The sequence below is a fragment of the Celeribacter naphthalenivorans genome (genome assembly GCF_020524585.1).
Classification (GTDB): Bacteria; Pseudomonadota; Alphaproteobacteria; order Rhodobacterales; family Rhodobacteraceae; genus Celeribacter; species Celeribacter naphthalenivorans.
In genome coordinates, this window is sequence record NZ_JAIVLK010000001.1 from 551,992 (window position 1) to 568,004 (window position 16,013).

Annotated in this window: 15 protein-coding genes; 5 read left to right on the forward strand and 10 right to left on the reverse strand. The window is 60.7% G+C overall.

Translation table 11 applies throughout. The annotated features are described in order from the left end of the window. Window positions 1-136: 136 nt before the first annotated feature. The 3 genes from LC094_RS02725 to LC094_RS02735 form a co-directional block, all read right to left on the reverse strand. Window positions 137-1,357: an FAD-dependent monooxygenase gene (locus LC094_RS02725; protein WP_226550041.1), complete on the reverse strand. Its 1,221-nt coding sequence runs from the start codon at window positions 1,355-1,357 to the stop codon at window positions 137-139. A 113-nt stretch (window positions 1,358-1,470) separates the two neighbouring features. Continuing rightward, window positions 1,471-1,701 carry a hypothetical protein gene (locus tag LC094_RS02730; RefSeq protein WP_226550043.1) on the reverse strand — a complete coding sequence of 77 codons (231 nt, stop codon included), beginning with the start codon at window positions 1,699-1,701 and terminating at the stop codon, window positions 1,471-1,473. Between the two features lie 154 nt (window positions 1,702-1,855). Then, on the reverse strand, window positions 1,856-2,506 hold the full coding sequence (locus LC094_RS02735) for a pyrimidine 5'-nucleotidase (RefSeq protein WP_226550045.1): 651 nt from the start codon (window positions 2,504-2,506) through the stop codon (window positions 1,856-1,858). 145 nt (window positions 2,507-2,651) lie between these two features. On the opposite strand from LC094_RS02735, the gene LC094_RS02740 reads away from it, so the two are divergent. Continuing rightward, entirely contained in the window at window positions 2,652-3,296 is a 645-nt protein-coding gene (locus LC094_RS02740) for a GntR family transcriptional regulator (RefSeq protein ID WP_226550047.1), read from the forward strand. A 12-nt stretch (window positions 3,297-3,308) separates the two neighbouring features. On the opposite strand, the gene LC094_RS02745 is transcribed toward LC094_RS02740, so the two are convergent. Continuing rightward, on the reverse strand, window positions 3,309-5,729 hold the full coding sequence (locus LC094_RS02745; RefSeq protein WP_226550049.1) for a glycosyltransferase family 2 protein: 2,421 nt from the start codon (window positions 5,727-5,729) through the stop codon (window positions 3,309-3,311). A gap of 243 nt (window positions 5,730-5,972) precedes the next feature. Next, window positions 5,973-7,136, reverse strand: a complete 1,164-nt coding sequence (gene carA, locus LC094_RS02750; protein WP_226550050.1) for a glutamine-hydrolyzing carbamoyl-phosphate synthase small subunit — start codon at window positions 7,134-7,136, stop codon at window positions 5,973-5,975. A gap of 338 nt (window positions 7,137-7,474) precedes the next feature. Here carA and LC094_RS02755 point away from each other — a divergent pair, with 338 nt between their 5' ends. Both LC094_RS02755 and LC094_RS02760 read left to right on the forward strand, forming a co-directional pair. Further along, entirely contained in the window at window positions 7,475-7,936 is a 462-nt protein-coding gene (locus LC094_RS02755) for a GatB/YqeY domain-containing protein (protein ID WP_226550051.1), read from the forward strand. 131 nt (window positions 7,937-8,067) lie between these two features. Further along, window positions 8,068-8,445, forward strand: coding sequence for a hypothetical protein (locus LC094_RS02760; protein WP_226550052.1), 378 nt, complete (start codon window positions 8,068-8,070; stop codon window positions 8,443-8,445). Between the two features lie 20 nt (window positions 8,446-8,465). Here LC094_RS02760 and LC094_RS02765 read toward each other — a convergent pair whose 3' ends face one another. The 3 genes from LC094_RS02765 to LC094_RS02775 all read right to left on the reverse strand — a co-directional run bounded on the left by LC094_RS02765 (window position 8,466) and on the right by LC094_RS02775 (window position 11,422). Then, on the reverse strand, window positions 8,466-9,002 hold the full coding sequence (locus LC094_RS02765) for a DUF2244 domain-containing protein (protein ID WP_226550053.1): 537 nt from the start codon (window positions 9,000-9,002) through the stop codon (window positions 8,466-8,468). A gap of 101 nt (window positions 9,003-9,103) precedes the next feature. Continuing rightward, window positions 9,104-9,511, reverse strand: coding sequence for a hypothetical protein (locus LC094_RS02770; RefSeq protein ID WP_226550054.1), 408 nt, complete (start codon window positions 9,509-9,511; stop codon window positions 9,104-9,106). A gap of 219 nt (window positions 9,512-9,730) precedes the next feature. Beyond that, window positions 9,731-11,422 carry a cytochrome c oxidase subunit I gene (locus LC094_RS02775; protein WP_226550055.1) on the reverse strand — a complete coding sequence of 564 codons (1,692 nt, stop codon included), beginning with the start codon at window positions 11,420-11,422 and terminating at the stop codon, window positions 9,731-9,733. Between the two features lie 288 nt (window positions 11,423-11,710). Here LC094_RS02775 and LC094_RS02780 point away from each other — a divergent pair, with 288 nt between their 5' ends. Continuing rightward, window positions 11,711-12,961 (forward strand): MFS transporter, encoded by a 1,251-nt coding sequence (locus LC094_RS02780; protein ID WP_226550057.1) that lies wholly within the window; start codon window positions 11,711-11,713, stop codon window positions 12,959-12,961. A gap of 68 nt (window positions 12,962-13,029) precedes the next feature. Here LC094_RS02780 and LC094_RS02785 read toward each other — a convergent pair whose 3' ends face one another. Next, complete coding sequence (locus tag LC094_RS02785; RefSeq protein WP_226550059.1) at window positions 13,030-13,506, reverse strand: c-type cytochrome; 477 nt, start codon at window positions 13,504-13,506, stop codon at window positions 13,030-13,032. A gap of 139 nt (window positions 13,507-13,645) precedes the next feature. Beyond that, complete coding sequence (lipB, locus tag LC094_RS02790) at window positions 13,646-14,593, reverse strand: lipoyl(octanoyl) transferase LipB (protein ID WP_319003273.1); 948 nt, start codon at window positions 14,591-14,593, stop codon at window positions 13,646-13,648. Here lipB and LC094_RS02795 point away from each other — a divergent pair. Further along, window positions 14,507-15,862 carry a peptidoglycan-binding domain-containing protein gene (locus LC094_RS02795; RefSeq protein WP_226550061.1) on the forward strand — a complete coding sequence of 452 codons (1,356 nt, stop codon included), beginning with the start codon at window positions 14,507-14,509 and terminating at the stop codon, window positions 15,860-15,862. The two genes, lipB and LC094_RS02795, sit on opposite strands and share 87 nt — an antisense overlap. The last annotated feature ends 151 nt before the right edge of the window (window positions 15,863-16,013 follow it).

Here is a 16,013-nt window from a genome sequence, read left to right on the forward strand (position 1 = left end):
AAGCTTTTGAGTATTTGGGGCAGCAAAGGAAACACAGACCGATGCATTTCAGCGCTTTCTCACGCGTGAACCTTAATCAGATTAACCTTAACGCGTGAGAAACATGAGGCAGTGGTGGGGGAGGTCAGGGTGCGCCTTAGATCGGCCCCAGTCCCGCTTCCATCACCTTGCGGCGCACCGGGCGCAGGTCATGCACCGCTTTCAGCCCCAAAAGCCGCACCGCGCGCAGGATGTCATCCTCGGAGCGCACCACGCGGTTGAACAGATCGACCACCTTGGCTCGTGCCGCGATGTCGCGATGCCGAGTCTTCGCATAAGCGTCGAGCATGGCTTCGCCGCCAAGTCCGACCGGATCGTTCTCTGCCAGCGCCAAGAGTTCCGCCAAATCGTTCAAAGACGTGTTCAACCCTTGCGCGCCAATCGGCGGCAACACATGCGCGGCCTCGGCGATCACCGCGACGCGTTCGCTCGACAGCCGATCGGCGAGCTGGGTGATGATCGGGAAAATACCGCGACCAGAGGCCAGTTCCAGCTTGCCAAACAGCCCCGCAGAGCGCGTCGTCATCGTAGCGTTGAAGGCGTCGACGTCCATGTTCAACAGCTCGGTGGCATAGGGCCCTTTGTTCATCCAGACGATGGCGGAGGCGTGTTTGCCGTCAATGTCGGCCAAGGGCACCATGGTGAACGGCCCGCCTTCGCGGTAGATCTCCGTCGAGACGTTGTGATGCGGCAGCTCATGGGTGGCGGTGAAGGCCAGCGATTTCTGACCGTAGCGCGTGGTCTTGACGCCGATGCCCGCGGCCTCGCGCAGCGGCGAATTGCGCCCATCGGCGGCCACGACGAGTTTCGCGCGCAGGGTTGTGCCGTCGGTCAGGGTGACACGCGCCTCGCTGGTGCGGGTGAAGAGGCTCTTGAACCCCACACCATAGCGCAACTCGACATTGGGAATATCAGGCACCGCACGGGCCAATTCGCGGCGGATCACCCAGTTCAGGAAATTCCAGCCGAAGGGCTCATCGCCGCTTTCGCGACCTTCGAATTGCCGCTCGGTGCGGATCACGGCGGGGGCGCCGTCCTCACCGGGTAACGTGTCGACAATGCGCAGGGATTCGAGCGGCGTCGCATGGGGCGCCAGCGTGTCCCAGATGCCGATGCGTTGGAACAGATCGCGCGCCGGGCGCAGGAACGCGGTGGAGCGCAGATCGGAACTGGCCTCGTCGCCAGTGATGACGGGCTCTGCGGGATCGACCATGAGGGTTTTGAACCCCGACGCCCCAAAGGCCGCCGCCGCGATCAGCCCCGCGATGCCGCCGCCAGAGACCAAGACATCAAAAGTGTCATTTGTCTGGGATGTCATGGCCGGATCTCCTCTGCATCTTCGGGCTTTGCCTCAGAGATAGGTGCAAAAGAGGGGATTGTCCAAGGGGCAACACGATCTGCGCGCCGCCCTTTGGAGCAGAAACTTAAGGCTCAGCGGCCCATGGTGAGCAGGATCAGCACGAGGTAGATCACCGGCACGGTCGCCACGGCGGTCACGCCCAAAACCCAGGGGCCGATCGCGAAAGCGCCGTAGATGACAGCGGCCAGAACCGCGACAACCACCAACAAAAACAGAGCCACACCGCGCGGCGTTGCCTCGCCACCTTCATGGTGATCGTGGGCGTCGTGGGACGGGGTGATGTCGAGAGTGGCGTCGGTCATGTGCGTGCTCCGCGAGTGATGGGGGGCGTTTGTGTTGGATTTCGACCGGAGATACGTGAGGACATGCCTGTCGTCACGGCGACGGTTTGACGCAGGCGATTGACTTGGATCAAGCGGGCTTAAGCGAAACTGCGGCAAAACTGCCGGGATCAGATCACATCAACTCGCGCAGGAAGCGCGCCAGATCATTGGTGTGGTGATCGATATGGGGTGCAGGAGGGGCGAGCGGTGAGGGGGCGACATAGATCGTCTTCATGCCGAGCTTGTGGGGCACTTCGAGGTTGCGCGGATCGTCTTCGAACATCGCGGCCTCTGTCGGCGTGATGCCGTCGAGCCCCAGCACCGTGTCAAAGGCTTCGGCCTTGGGTTTGGGATGAAACTCAGCATGTTCAATGCCATAGACCGCGTTGAAAATCCCGGTCAGCCCGCGCGCCTCAAGCACACGGTTCGCATAGGGCGCCGAGCCGTTGGTGTAGACAATCTTGCGCCCCGGCAGGTTGGTGATCGCGGCTTTCAGCTCCGCGTCACGCGTCAGGCCGGAAAAATCGATGTCATGCACATAGGTGAGATAGGGCAGCGGATCGGTGCCGTGTTTGGTCATCATGCCCGAAAGCGTGGTGCCGAATTCGCGCCAGTAGTCACTGCGCAGGCGGTTGGCCTCGTCCTGAGAGACATTCAATTCGCGCGCCACCCAATCGGTCATTTTGACCTCGATCTGGGAAAACAGCGCGGCTTCTGGCGGGTAAAGCGTGTTGTCGAGGTCGAAGACCCAGGTTTTCACGTGTGAGAAATGATCGGCTACCATGCGCCTTTGTTAAAAGCCCCCTTCGGCACATGCAAGCCGCCTCGTGTTAGCGCTTGATTGCGGGGGCACTGCATGGCTATGGTTTGGGCCTGCCCGGATGAACAAAACCCGCTGAGTCAAAAGTGAGCCGAGAGAGAGACCTGAGATGAAAGACCCGCGCGCGAGCCAGAAAGATGCCTATGGGCTGATCCTTGAGGCCATCGATACCGGCGTCTATCGCCCCGGCGACCGTCTGGTCGAAAGCGAGCTGGCGGAGCGGTTCGGTGTCTCGCGCACGCCGATCCGCGAGGCGTTGCAGCGGCTTGAGACCCAATCCATGCTCACCCGTGACGGGCGGTCTCTCATTGTGGCCTCGCTGGATCACAACCAGATGGCCGATCTCTATGTGGTGCGCACCGAGCTTGAAGGTCTGGCGGCGCGTCTGGCCGCGCGTCATGCCACCGCCGAAGAGGTCCGCGTGCTGCGCGATATGGTCGAGGCAGATCGCGCTCTCATCGGCCAGCCCGAGCCGATGTCACGCGCCAACCGCCGGTTCCACAAGCAAATCCACCTCGCGTCGCACAACAAATACCTCGTGCAACAGCTCGATCTCGTGCACCGCTCCATGGCGCTTTTGGCGACCACCTCTCTGGCCGCCGAAGGCCGTGGCGAGGAGGCGATCAAGGAGCACGATCTTATCGTTTCCGCCATCGAGGCGCGCGATGGAGAGGCGGCGCATAAGGCGCTCTCCGATCACATTTCGAAAGCTTTTGTCACCCGGCTGAAAATCGACGCGGAAAAAGTGCGTTAAGGGAAAGCGCCTTTAGGCACTGTCACGACTTTTATCGATTGGCGACACGCCCGGCACGAAGTCCGGTCGCTCGGCAAAAGCGGCCACATGCGCCCAGTCCGGTGCCCCCGGCGCGTTGACGGCGGGCGGTGGCGCAGGCGTTGTCAGCACGCCCAAGTTTTGGGTTCGCTCTGGCGTCGGGCGGATGTCCGGCTGAGGCGCTGGACGCAGGCGCTCCGGGTCGAGGGCCACGGCCGCCGCCTCCACCGCGCGGCGCAGGGCGGGGGGTTGCGGCCCGCGTGACAAGTCCAGCCCAAAGGTCAGCCGCCGTCCCGGAACCGGGGCCGAGCCGCCGGTCTCCGGTTGCAAGCCGTCAAAGGCAAAGGGCCGCGCCGCTTCGGCCACTTCGCGCAGAGGCATGGGGGCCTCGTCGCGGGTCGGATAGAGGACAGGCGGGGCGTGCTTTTCATTCGCGGGGGCCTTGCGGGTGACACGCGGCGTTCTCAAAACAAAAGGCGCGGTCTCGGCGACCTCAGGGGCAATCGGGTCCGAGAGCACAAGAGGCGCCTCGGCCTCAGTTTCCTCGTGAAAGCCGTGATCATCGATGCCATGCGCGGTCTTATCCCAGTAATAGGGCTTTGACACCACTTCCCAGAGCCCCTTGAGCGCAGCGAGGGTGGCCAGCGGATAATAGAAATGCAGCGTCGGCACCCAAGGCCAAAGCCATTTGTGTTTCGAGGTCGAGGTGGCGACCATGCTGGTGGCGATGGTGATGACCTCAGAAAACAGGAACACCGCGCCCAGAACCACCAAAAGATCATGCGGCAGCACCCCGCGCATCGGATGCGGCAGGCCCAAGGGGAACATCCAGAAGGACCACAAAAACGGTGCCAGCACGAATTGCGACAAGGCGCCCAAGAACAGCGCCTGCACCCCAAAGAACCGCCACGGCCCCAGATCGCGCCAGAGCTTGCCGGGCTTTTGCATATGCATGGCGTAGGTCATCGCGTAGCCCTTGAGCCAGCGCGACCGCTGCTTGACCCAGGGCCAGAGACGACAGTTGGCCTCTTCTTCGGTCACAGTATGCAACAACTCGGTGCGGTAGCCATGGCGCGCCAGACGGATGCCGAGATCGGCGTCCTCGGTCACGTTATGCGCGTCCCAACCGCCCAGCTCCTCGATGGCATCGCGCCGGAAAAACAACGTGGTGCCGCCCAAGGGCACGGTCAGCCCCATTTTCTCATAGCCGGGAAGGATGACCCGGAACCAAGTGGCATATTCGACGGTAAAACAACGCGATAGCCAGTTGGTGCGCGCGTTGTAGAAATCCAGAATGCCCTGCACACAGGCGACTTTCGGATCGGCCTGAGCGAAATGCGCGGCGATTTTGTGGATCTGCTCGGGCTCCGGTGCGTCCTCGGCGTCATAGATGCCGACGATGGACCCGCGACAGAAATCCAGCGCGAAATTCAAAGCCCGCGGTTTGGTTTTGACCCCCCCACGCGGCACGATGATTTGCCGCATCCAACGCGGCAAATCGGTGCCTGCGATGGCCTCTTGGGTGACGGTGTCATCTTCTTCGACCACCAGACAGATGTCCAAAAGCTCACGCGGATAATTCAGCCGGGACACGCGTTTGATCAGCCGCGTGGCGATCTCGCGCTCTTTGAACAAGGGCACCATGATCGACACGATGGGAAGGGCGGTTTTGTTGCGTTTGCTGGCAAATGTGCTTTGCCGGGTCTTGGAATTTCGCGCCTGAGCAAAGGCGGCGGCGAGTTTGAGCGCGGTGGAGATCACCAGCGTGATCACCGCCCATGAGGTCAAAAGGATCGCCGCCGTCAGCGGTGAAATCAGCGCGATGAGCAGGCCCAGAACCGCCAGAGACGACATGAGCCGCGTCAGCTTGCGAATGTCCATCTCGCGACAGCTCTCATGGGCCGCGACGCGGGTTTCGGCCTGTGACGCCAGACGTCGTTGACGCGATTTCAACAGCGCTTCGTGCAGCGCGGTTTCCGAGGTGACGGCCAAGCGCACCGGACCGAAAATCCCGGTCAAACGTGGGCGCAATTCCTCGAATTGTTCGGGACGGCAGGAGGCGATCAGAACCGTGCCACCCGCCTGCCGCCAGGGCAAAATCCCACGCCGAAGGCATTCGTCGGCTCCGATGCGGTCGATGAGGCGCACATCGGGCGGGCTTTGATCAAAGCGGGCGATCTCGGCGTTGAACTGGCGGGCGAGCGCGGTGTAGAGCGCGCGCTCGCTGACCATGCCGTGGGCCAAAAGAATATCGCCGATCCGCGCGTCTTCGCGTTGACGCATGGCGGCGGCGCGCACCAGATCGCCGGGGGCCAATTCACCCATCTCGACGAGGATTTGTCCGATCGGTTTGCGACTGCGGGGGCGCGGCGCGGGAGACGGGATCGGAGAGACGCGTTGAGTGGCAGACAGCACAAGAGGGGCCGCGGAGGTTCCGTGGCTTTTGAATGTCGGAAACTGTTGATGCCTGTCAAAAGACATCCGACCCCCGCTGTCTACGGATCGGGCACATCCCGACCGCGTTTGGACACCTTGGAGGACGCTTGGTTAACAACGCGTTAACCGCGACTGTGAAAGTGGTAAATGCGGCGTTCAGGACACGAAAAAGGCGGGCAAAACCCGCCTTCTCTTAACCTTAATACCGTCCGCTCAGGCAGATCAGGCGGTTTCGCGCTCTGCCATGGCCGCAGCGAAGCGTTCGAACAGGTAGTAGCTGTCCATCGGACCCGGGGAGGCCTCGGGGTGGTATTGCACGGAGAACACCGGCTTGCCCTCGACCGCAATGCCACAGTTGGAGCCGTCAAAGAGCGAGATATGCGTCTCTTTCACGCCCTGAGGCAGGCTCTGCGCGTCCACGGTGAAGCCGTGGTTCATCGAGGTGATTTCCACCTTTCCGGTGTCGAGATCTTTCACCGGATGGTTGGCGCCGTGGTGGCCGTGGTTCATCTTGATGGTCTTGGCACCCAAGGCGAGGGCCAGCATCTGGTGACCGAGGCAAATGCCGAAAACCGGCAGGTCTTTGTCCAAAACGCCTTTGATCATCGGTACGGCATATGTGCCGGTCGCAGCCGGATCGCCCGGACCGTTCGACAGGAACACACCGTCGGGATTATGGGCCAGAACCTCGTCGGCGGTGGCGGTGGCCGGAAGCACGGTCACGTCGCAACCGGCAGAGGCCAGACAGCGCAGGATGTTGCGTTTCGCGCCAAAGTCCACGGCCACAACTTTAAAGCCCTTGCCCTCACGTTTCGGGTAGCCATCCGGCCAAGCCCACCGCATCTCGTCCCACTGGTACGATTGCGCACAGGTGACGTCTTTGGCCAAATCCAGCCCCACAAGACCGGAGAAGTCGCGCGCCTGTTTGACCAGAGCTTCGATGTCGAACTTGCCTTCCGGGTCATGCGCGATGGCGACATGCGGCGCGCCCTGTTGGCGGATTGCGCGGGTCAGACGGCGGGTGTCGATGCCACCCATGCCGATGCGACCGCGTTTTTCGAGCCAGGGACCAAGGTCTTCCTGCGCGCGCCAGTTCGACGGGTCGGTCGGGTCCCATTTGACCACCATACCGGCCGCGACCGGGTCCGTGGTCTCGTCATCCTCGGCGTTGACGCCGGTGTTGCCGATGTGCGGGAAGGTGAAGGTGACGATCTGTCCGGCGTAGGACGGATCGGTCATGATCTCCTGATAGCCGGTCATGGCGGTGTTGAAACACAGTTCTGCGGTGGTGGTTCCGGTCGCACCGAAGCCTTTCCCGTAGAAGACAGTGCCATCGGCCAAAGCCAGACAAGCGGTTGGATTTCCGGACTGTAGACCAGATGCCATGGCACGACTCTCCTATATGGGCAAAATTGGCCGGAACCTAAGGAAAGGGGCGGGCAGCGTCAAGCACTCGGGGGGCGATTTTGAGCTTAAATATAGAGTGTAATGATTTCAATTATTTATGGCATGTATTGCCGATTGTGAACGGTGCTTGAGCTTGGTCGCCTGTTTCGCTATGTTGGCGTCTTGCGACTTCACTAAAGCGTTTTGCGTTTTGTCTGAGGCAGGTCAACTGAGGCAGGTAAAAGCGAAGCGCAGTGTTTGATATAACCGTAGTATGGCGTTTTCCGAAAATCTGTCACTCAGGTTCTTCGTCAAACGCTTTAGGGGATGAGGCCCATATGGATATGCGAAGCCGGCTGAATGCCGCACTGAAAACGGCGATGAAGGAAAAGGACAGCGAACGTCTGGCGACGCTGCGCCTGATCAACGCCGCCATCAAGGACCGCGAGATTGCGGCCCGTGGCGAGGGCGAGGATGTGGTGGTCTCTGACGACGACGTGCTCGGCATCCTCGGCAAGATGGTCAAACAGCGTCAGGAAAGCGCAAAAGCCTTTGAAGAGGGCGCGCGTCTTGAGCTTGCGGAAAAAGAACGCGCCGAGATTACGATCATCGAAGAATTCCTGCCGCGTCAGTTGAATGCTGACGAGGTCACCAAAGCCGTCGAAGACGCCATCGCCGAGACCGGTGCGGACAGCATCCGCGACATGGGCAAGGTGATGGGCGCTCTGAAGGCCAAATACACCGGCCAGATGGATTTCGGCGCTGCCGGGCCCATGGTCAAGGCACAGCTCGGCTGCTGAGGCGGCCGAAGATTGCACATCATGAGAGGTCGCTTTCGGGCGGCCTTTTTTCATGTCTTGGGCGTTTCGAGTTTCCTTTCGCGCGGAATCCGTATACCCCCGGCGACCCGTATCAAGTGAGGAGTTTTGCTATGAAAATGAAGATGTTGTGCGGCGCGGTGGCCATGGGGGCTTTGGCAGGGTGCGATCCGTCAAGCGTCACGCAATCGATGCACCCGGACTATGTCCGCCATGAGATGACGTCGCAGGACGGCGAGAGCGATTACGCCTTTCTCTGTGCCCCGCAAGCGAGCGAGGCCGCGACCAAGGCCCAGCTCGCAAAAGCACGTCAGATGACGGATGCCCATCTCGAAGCCAGCGCTGAGAGCATGTTTGAGCAGATGATGAGTGACGACGATTTCACCACCTGGGACGCCTATAAGGTCACGCGCGACAGCCAGAAACAGGCGGATGTTTTCGTTAAGGCGCTGAAGGCCGAGACGGGCTGTGTCCTCGTTGAGGCGGAGTGATCTCGGCGCAGCTCAGGCGTTTAATTCGACCGTTTCAACTCTGACAACATGGTCATGAGATCGTGATAAAGGCTTTGGCGCTCTTCCGGACTGAGAAAGGCGCCAAGCTCCACCTCGCGCGTTTGCGCCGGTCCGCCGCCTTTCATCGTCAGATAGTGCTCCACCTTGCCCTCTTTCGGGTGGAGCGTCAGGCGCAGCCAATAGGGGTTGGCCTGCCATATCAAAGCGGCGCCCTTGGCGGGCCAATGGGTCAGTTCCACACGATCGGGCCAGATCAGCATCTCTTCGCGCAGCCGGTCCCGGTCCGAACGCCTGAGCGCCACCCAAAGCGCCGCGAGTGCCGTCATCATGAAGATCAGCAGGACCCAAAAGGCGATGGTTCCAATGAAAGGCACCACGGGGATCAACCCGCCGCAGAACATGATCCAGATGGTGGCGGAAAAGCCTTTGCCCTTGAGCGAGCGATGCGGCCAGAGATCGAGCCGCAAGACAGGCGCGTCCTCCTCAGGAGGCCGGGGCAGGGGCGTGATCTGATTGGGCGTCCAGCGATAGGGCATGGTGGGGATCGGTGCGTTTCCCCTCACCTTAGGCGCTTCATGACCACAGGGAAAGCGATGTCTTTGCGCCGCTCTATGAGGGGGGCGTGCGGTGGCCTCTGTCATAACGTCAAGCACCAGTCGCTATCCCCATCTTCGATCAGCATGCCGCGCGGTTCAAAGGCGCCGATCCGCTCGCCGTCGAAAGCATAATAGGCTTTGATGCGTTGCGCCTGCGTGGCGTAGGCACCGTTGCTGCCATGTTCGAGAATGGCCACGAAGCCCGTTGAAGGATGCGCGGGAAAGAGCGCGGCGGCGCTGGCGGCCTCCTGGCTGGTCCATTTGCAATGGGTGATGCGGTCGATTTCGGTGGCAAGCGCATCGATCTGACTGCGCACGTTCATCGCGTCGGGATTGAAGAGCGGTTCCGGCGAGGTGATCAACATGGCGACACGGGTTTTGCCGTCGCGCGGGTCGTAGATTTTCGAGAATTGTGGCGGATGCCAATGGTCAGACACGAAGGTCGCCATGGGGGGCTCCCCGGTGTCTCGTGATTTGAAGAAAAACGCCAACATTCGTGTGCTCCTGACCGCTTGAGATCAAGGCTACTGAGGAAATCGGCGCAAACCGTGGCCTGTTGAGGGCAAAAGATGCCCAATGTCTTAAACGGTTAACGGCGGATCAAACGGGCTGTATGAAAAAGGCCCCGCATTTCTGCGAGGCCTCTCTTGATCCGGTGTGGCACTGGCTTAGTGCGAATGCTGGTGATCCCAGTCTTCGCGCTTCGGCAGCGTCTCGAACGTGTGCTCCGGCGGCGGGGAGGGCAGGGTCCACTCCAGCGTGTCGGCATATTCGTTCCAGTAGTTGTTCTCGGTCACGCGACGGCCCGCAAAGAGCGTGTAGAACACGATGCCGATGAACAGGACGAAAGAGGCGAAGGACAAAAGCGCACCGTAAGAGGAGACTTTGTTCCACATCGCGAAGGCTTCCGGGTAGTCGATGTAACGACGCGGCATGCCCTGACGGCCCAAAAAGTGCTGCGGGAAGAAGGTCAGGTTCACGCCGATGAAGAACAGCCAGAAGTGCAGCTTGCCCGCCCATTCCGGGTACTGACGGCCCGACATCTTGCCGATGTAGAAATAGATCCCGGCAAAGATGGTAAAGGCCGCCCCCATCGACATGGTGTAGTGGAAGTGAGCGACGACGTAATAAGTGTCGTGATAGGCCCGGTCCACACCCGCCTGAGACAGCACGATGCCGGTGACGCCACCGATGGTGAAGAGGATCAGGAAGCCGAACGCGAAGAGCATCGGCGTCTTGAACTCGATGGAGCCGCCCCACATGGTGGCGATCCAGGAGAAGATTTTCACACCCGTCGGCACGGCGATGACCATGGTGGCCATCATGAAGTAGCTCTGCTGCGTCAGCGACAGGCCCACGGTGTACATGTGGTGCGCCCAGACGACAAAGCCCAGAACCCCGATCGCGATCAGCGCCCAGACCATCGGCAGGTAGCCGAAGACCGCTTTGCGCGAGAAGGTCGCGATGATGTGCGAGATCAGGCCAAAGCCGGGCAGAACCACGATGTAGACTTCCGGGTGGCCGAAGAACCACAGGATGTGCTGATAAAGGATCGGGTCACCACCGCCAGCGGGCTGGAAGAAGGAGGTGCCAAAGTTCCGGTCGGTCAACAGCATGGTGATTGCGCCCGCCAGAACCGGCAGGGACAAAAGGATCAGCCAGGAGGTGACAAAGATCGACCAAGCGAAGAGCGGCACCTTGAACATGGTCATGCCCGGTGCGCGCATATTAAGCATCGTGGTGATCATGTTGATCGCGCCCAGAATGGACGAGGCGCCCGAGACGTGCACCGCAAAGATCGCCAGATCCATGGAATAGCCGCCCTCGGCGGTCGACAGCGGCGGATACAGCACCCAACCCACGCCGGAGCCGGACTGGTTGTTACCACCCGGCGCAAAGAGGGACGCGATGCCCAGAGCCACACCACAGACATAGAGCCAGTAGGACAGGTTGTTCAGACGCGGGAACGCCATATCCGGCGCGCCGATTTGCAGCGGCATGAAATAGTTGCCGAAACCGCCGAACAGTGCCGGGATCACCACGAAGAACATCATCAGAACGCCGTGATAGGTGATCATCACGTTCCAAAGATGCCCGTTCGGGTCACAGTTTTCGGCACCAAAGCCCGAAATCAGACGCGCGGCGGATTCGCCCGCTTCATTGAGACACATGAACTGAACGCCGGGCTCCATGAGCTCGAGGCGCATGTAGACGGTGAAACAGACCGAGATAAACCCCACGACGGCCGCCGTGAAGAGATACAAAATCCCGATGTCTTTATGGTTGGTGGACAGGAACCAGCGGGTAAAGAACCCCCGGTTGTCCTCGTGTTCATGCCCGTGAACGGCTGCGTCTGCCATGCGGTCCTCCCGACTAATGCGTGGTCATGCGTACAGTTTATGCGCTTGAAAGCGATGTTTATGCGTCTCTCCGCCGCCCCCTTCTCGGGAGTCATATCGCGGAATTACCATTTGTCTTAGAGCTTCACGAAGACGAGAGCAATAATTTGGCGCATTTTGTCGCAATAAAAATGCAGCTTTGGGGCTTGAAACTTTTGTTTTGGCTCAGTTTGCCGGTCCGGAGGGTGTCTCGCTTGCGGTGGTTTCGGGCTTCGGCATAGGGTCTGGTTTTACCGGAAAGTTTATCACATGCCGCAAATTGCCTTTCGCCGTTTCGTTATCGCCAGCGGCTTGACCAATCTGGCGGATGGGGTGGCGGTGGTGGCCTGGGCCTGGCTCACCTCTTTGCTGACCCGTGATCCTCTGATCATCGCGCTGGTGCCGGTGGTGTTGCGCCTGCCGTGGTTTCTCTGTGCGATCCCTGCGGGGATCGTGACGGATCGGGTGGACCGGCGGCGGTTGATCGTGGCGATGGATGTGCTGCGCGCCTTGGCTTTCGGCGGCACGGCTTTGGCGATTTTTTGGGCTCTGCCCTTGGCGGAGCCGCCCGATACAGGCCTTTCGTCACCTGCGTTGTTCACCGTGTTGATCCTCGCGGCCTCCCTCGTGGGTGTGGCCGAAGTCTTTCGCGACAATGCCGCCCAGACCATGTTGCCAAGCCTCGTGGCGCAGGATGATCTGGAACGGGCCAATGGGCGGTTGTGGAGCGTCGAGATGGTCGGCAATGCCCTGATCGGCCCGGCCTTGGGCGCGTCTCTTTTGGCCTTCGCCCTGCCTTTGCCGTTTTTCGTCAATGCCTTGGCCTATCTGTCTGCGATTGTCCTCGTGGCAAGGCTCAAGGGCAATTTTCGCCCGAAATCCAACGGCCCCCGCAACTGGCGACGGGAGTTGAAAGAGGGGTTCGCCTTTCTCAGAGACGCACCACTTTTGCGCGCACTGGCTTGGATCACCGGTTTTTGGAATCTGTTCTTTCACATGGTCCTGATCGCGCTGGTGCTGCATGTGCAGGAAAACCTCGGCGTCGAAGCGCAGGTCTACGGCCTGATCCTGACCGGCGGCGCCATCGGCGGCATTTTGGGCAGTTGGAGCGGCGGCTGGGTGGTCAAGCGGATCGGCGCGGCCAAAACGGCGCAAATCTCGCTCATGGCCTCGGTGCCTGCGTTTCTGGCGATCGCCTTTGTGCCGGGGCCGGTGTCTTTGGCGCTCACCCTCGGGGTGTTCGAATTCATGGGCATTCTGTGGAACACCGTCTCTGTGTCCTACCGCCAACGCACCATCCCCGACGCGCTTTTGGGCCGGGTCAACAGCCTCTATCGCCTCTTGGCCTGGGGCATGATGCCGGTCGGGCTGTTTTTGTCGGGCGTCATCGTGCGGCTGTTCGACGGCATCGTGCCGCGCGACACCGCCCTGATCCTGCCGTTTCTGGTGGCCGCTTTCGGGGCGCTTGTCCTCGGTCTTTTGGGCTGGCGGGTGTTGGGGCGCGGGTTTGCCGGATCGTAGACCAGACCCTGGACATGAAAACGCCGCCCCCGAAGGTGCGGCGTCTTAAATGCTCTCGCAGCAGGCGCTTATTCGGAAGCGGCTTCTTCTGCGGGGGCGTCTTCCATCTCCGCCGGTGCCTCTTCGGTCATTTCAGGCGCCGGAGCCACGGAGGCGAGGAAGGCCACGATGTTCGACGCATCCTTGATCTTAAAGGTCATTTTCGAGCGACCGGAGCCACCATGGGTGTCGATGAAGGCGGTCGGGTCCATGGCATATTCGACCAAGAGTTCCGGGGTCCAAACCATGCCGGTTTCGCCCACGGCGATGATGCCGTCGCCATAGTTAAAGCCTTCGACGGAGGCGACAGGACGGCCGACGATGCCGTAGAGGTTCGGGCCGGTCTTGCCACCGCGCACGATCGCTTCGCCCGCATCGTCCACAACCATGTGGCAGGCTTTGCATTTGTTGAATTCTTTCTCGCCCGCAGCAGCGTCGCCTTCGGCAAAAGCAGCGGTGGAGGTTGCCATCAGGGCGGCGGCTGTGAAGGCAAAAAACTTATTCATAAGGCGGTGTCTCCCGATTCATGTGTCCCAACTCAGAATACCGAGTTTGACTGGTGTTACCAGCCCGGGCATCTCCTACTTTGATCTTACTCAAGTGCCGGGGCGCGTTTGGGCTTGATCGGGACGTTTGGCCGCAGGGTCACTCTGCGAAAACCGTCCCGAAGCTGCGTTTCAACGCCATATCGACGTCTTCCATCGTCACCGGCAGGCCGAGATTGACCAGAGATGTCACCCCATGCTCGCGAATGCCGCAGGGCACGATGCCCTCGAAATGCGAGAGATCCGGATCGACATTGATCGACAGCCCGTGAAACGACACCCATTTGCGGATGCGCAGCCCGATCGCGGCGACTTTATCTTCGGGTTTCTGACCCAGAGCGGTGAGCGGTTTGTCATCGCGCACGACCCAAACGCCGACACGGCCCTCGCGGATCTCGCCCTTGATGTTGAACTCATCTAACGCGGCGATCACCCAGGCTTCCATATCCTGCACGAATTTGCGCACGTCTTTCCCGCGTTTGCTCAGATCGAGCATCGCATAGGCCACGCGCTGGCCCGGACCGTGATAGGTGTATTGCCCGCCGCGCTTGCTCTCGTAGACCGGAAAGCGATCCGGATCGACAAGGTCTTCGCGCCGCGCAGACGTCCCGGCGGTATAGAGCGGCGGATGTTCCACAAGCCAGATCAACTCATCGGCCTCGCCCTTGGCAATGGCCTCCGCGCGCGCCTCCATTTCGGCCACGGCCATGTCGTAATCCGTCAACCCGTCAGAGATTCGCCACTCGACCATTTGCGCCCGTCCTTGCCTGTGTCCCTTGCCTTGGCTCTGATTTAACGCGGCGAAGGCGCCGCGAAAAGGGGCAGGGGCTTTGCATTTTGAGAATTGAGGTCGGGTTTTCCATACCCCGTTGAGAGTTTCTTTAGGATTTGGCCAAAAACCTCTCAGAAGATCACGATCCGGTGATAGGCTTGGACATCTGTGTAAAATGAGGGGGATCTCATGCGTATCAAATATTTCATCTCCGCGGCTCTGGCCTCTGCCCTGATGCTCGGAACCACGTCTCGTGTTCAGGCCGATGGCGGCGATTTCATTGCGGGGGCCGTGATTGGTGGCCTTCTGGGCGCGGCCAGCCAGCAACCGAAAAAGAAAACCACCACCTCGACGCGCAGCTATCGCCCGCGTCTGCCCTCCACGCAGGAAGGCAAGGAAATTCAGGCCTCGCTCAATTACTTCGGGTTCAACGCCGGGTCCGTCGATGGCCAGTTGGGGCAAAAGACCCGCAACGCCGTGTCTTCTTATCAGGCCTATCTCGGCTATCCGGTGACCGGCCAGCTCTCGCCGTTTGAGCAGGAGCTGCTGATTTCGTCCTACAACCGTGCGCAGGCCGGGGGCATGCAAACGTCTCAGCTTGTGGCGGCCAGCCCCGATGGGACGCGCGGTCTTTTGAAACAATACCGCTCCGAGATGGCCTCTGGCGGCGCCACCATGGCGGGTGCGCCGATGATGGCAGCCCCCGGCACGACTGTGGTCGTGAACCCGGTGATGCCGCAGGGACAGGGCACATTGACGGCTGCGGCACCTGCACCGACTGCACCTGCGGCCGGAGGCATGCCCGCTTTCGCCGCCGCCCAGCCGGAAGGCGCGATGCCAAGCTTCATGGGCAACGGCGCGACGGTGTCCCTGGCGTCGCATTGCAACAAGGTTTCCTTGATGACCAACACCAACGGCGGGTTCGTCACCGAGGCCTCGATGTCCGACCCGAACCAGGCGTTGAACGAACAATTCTGCCTCGCGCGCACCTATGCGATCAGCACCGGCGAAGACATGATTTCCAAGGTTCAGGGCTTTACCCCCGAACAAATCGCCCAGCAATGTCAGGGCTTTGCTCCCACCATGTCGTCGCAAGTCGCCGCCCTGTCGATCCAGCCGCGTGATCAGGTTCTGACCGACACTTCGGCCTTTGTGCTGAACTCCGGCATGTCGCCGGCGCAACTGGCCTCGACCGCGAAAATCTGTCTCTCCGTCGGCTATCGCACGGATGATATGGATGTGGCGTTGGCCTCGTCTCTGTTGCTCGTGGCCTTGGGCGAACGGGCGTACGGCGAGCTTTTGGGTCACCACCTGAGCCAAGGCGTCGGCGTCACCCGTCGCCCGGATCTGGCGCAGGCCTGGTATGGTGACAGCCTCTCTGCCATCGACGCCGGCATGCCCGCCGTCTTCGCGCCGGGTCAGCCCGAGCGTCAGGGCCTTTTGCGCAAGGCCTCCATGTCGTTGAGCGGCGCGGTGATCCCGCAACCGGCCCCCGTGGTGCCCACCTCCGCGCCCGCGCTGCCGAGCTTTGGCGTGACGGAATAAGTCTGGAAGTCTCTCGGGTTTAACGTCTAAGGCCGCCACGGGTTCTCCCATGGCGGCCTTTCTCATTTGCGCGCTTTAGACTGCGCTGCGAAGCCTGTAGAAAAAAATCTGTCCGAGGGTCAATTTTCCTCTTTCCTTCCCCGAACCGCTT